Below are 2029 nucleotides of genomic sequence, written 5' to 3' on the forward strand. Positions count from 1 at the left end.
TAATTAAAAGAGAAAAATTTAGAGCTGCAAAAAGAATTTATTGAACGTCAAAGTGCTGAGGAACAACTGCGTTTTTTATTATTAACTACTCCAGCTATTAGTGCTACCTTAGATATTCATTCCGCACTAGATGTCACCCTCAACCATGTTTGTTCAAATATTAAGTGGGATTTTGGTGAAGCTTGGCTGCCTAATTCTGATAATTCTAGACTTGTATATAGTCAATCTTGCTATCTTAATTCACAGGATTTTTCTGAGTTCCAAAATTATAGCAAAAGATTAACTTTTACTTCTAATGTAGATTTAGTAGGCAGAGTCTGGCAAGCTCAAGATGCAGAATGGATAGAAGATATTTCTGAAACATCACCTACAGTTTTTCAACGTTATGATATTGCTTTAAAAATGGGATTAAAATCTGCTTTTGCTGTGCCAATTTTGTGGAACGATCGGGTATTAGCAATTTTGGTTTTTTTGAAGAAAGAAACTCTGGCAAAAAATCAGCATTTGATTGATTTAGTGAAAATAGTAGGAACTCATTTAGGAGTAGTGATGCAAAGTAAAAAAGCTGAATATATTCTCAAATTAGCTAATCAAAGATTATCTCTACTTGCTACTCTCGATGGTTTAACTCAAATAGCTAATCGCCATCGCTTCGATCAGTACCTAGAACAAGAATGGCAGAGAATGAAACTGAAAAATTTGCCTCTATCCTTAATCATTTGCGATCTAGATTATTTCAAATTATACAATGATAATTATGGTCATCAAACTGGAGATGATTGTCTAAAAAAAATAGCAAAAACTATTCAGGGAATTGTGAATCTTCCCGAATATTTACTAGCTCGTTATGGAGGAGAAGAATTTGCAATAATTCTACCCAATACTAATACTGAAAGTGCTTTGATTCTTGCTGAAAATATCAGATCGGAAGTAGAAAATCTCAAAATTATCCATGGTCAGTCTCCCATTAATGAATTTGTCACAATTAGTATTGGCATATCAAGTATAGTTCCGCAAGAAAATAACTCATCGGCAGAATTAATTACTCTAGCAGAACAAGCACTATATAAAGCTAAAAAACAACGAAATTGTTCATGCCAACTGTGAAAAAAGAATGTTAAAAATGCTATAGACAGGAGGAATGAAGAGAGAATAAAAATTCTAGAATTGCTCAATCATATATATAAAGAAGTTTAGATAATAAAAAAGCAGTTATAATCCAGATTTCTAGGTTTGTAGCAAACATTGATTATCTCTAGATTCATTAGACATCTGGTGAAAAATAAATACATTTTGATAGAGTAATAAAAAATGTAATTTTTCGTGGCTAAACCATCCACAAGAAAAAGAATATTATTCAGAAAAGAAAAAAAGTCAGGTAATTGTGTTACCTTCCGGTAAAGATATTGTTGACGTAGAAGCTGGAAAACCAGGAAAACAAAGTGACATAAATTTTTTTCGTGAAACAAGGGCAAAAATTCGCTCAAAAACACAAATTTACTGGGGATAAAGCTGATATTCGAGAACCAGCAATAAAAACACCTAAAAAAAAGCCATATCCTCAAGAATTAACCATTCAGGAAAAGTCTCAATCAGGAAAAGCTGGCTGCTGAAAGAATTTTTGTAGAACATATAATTAGATTGCTCAAAATCTACACTCCTAGCCCAACAAAGATTTAGGCTAAATCCTGATAAATATGTGCAAATAATAATGATTATTTGTAGTCTTGTTTGATTAGAAATAGGTGGATTTATTTTGTAGTAGTAATTCCTCCTTAATATCCATATAAATCAGTTAACTTATATAGTTACTTACCTGGATAGTTTTTAATAGTAAGTATCTATTTTTTTCTCACACGATGCGTAAATTTTGTCAAAACGATCCATGAGAATAGGAGTTTGTTAAGCAAGCTCCTAAAGATGGGCAATTAACAAACTCAGAAGTTAAGATAGGGGAGCCGTCCGTTGGGGACTGACAGAACTCAAAAGTTGTTTTTGTAACGGGAATTTTGAGCAACCATCCAAAAAC

2 protein-coding genes are annotated in these 2029 nt (G+C 32.2%); both read left to right on the forward strand.

Annotation, left to right across the window (positions count from 1 at the left end; translation table 11 throughout):
* The first annotated feature begins 114 nt into the window (after positions 1–114).
* Positions 115–1107, forward strand: coding sequence for a diguanylate cyclase domain-containing protein (locus F6K22_RS39560; RefSeq protein ID WP_293110506.1), 993 nt, complete (start codon positions 115–117; stop codon positions 1105–1107).
* Between the two features lie 353 nt (positions 1108–1460).
* Positions 1461–1613 carry a hypothetical protein gene (locus F6K22_RS39565; RefSeq protein WP_293110504.1) on the forward strand — a complete coding sequence of 51 codons (153 nt, stop codon included), beginning with the start codon at positions 1461–1463 and terminating at the stop codon, positions 1611–1613.
* Positions 1614–2029 lie beyond the last annotated feature (416 nt).

The organism is Okeania sp. SIO2F4 (genome assembly GCF_010672385.1).
Classification (GTDB): domain Bacteria; phylum Cyanobacteriota; class Cyanobacteriia; order Cyanobacteriales; family Microcoleaceae; genus Trichodesmium.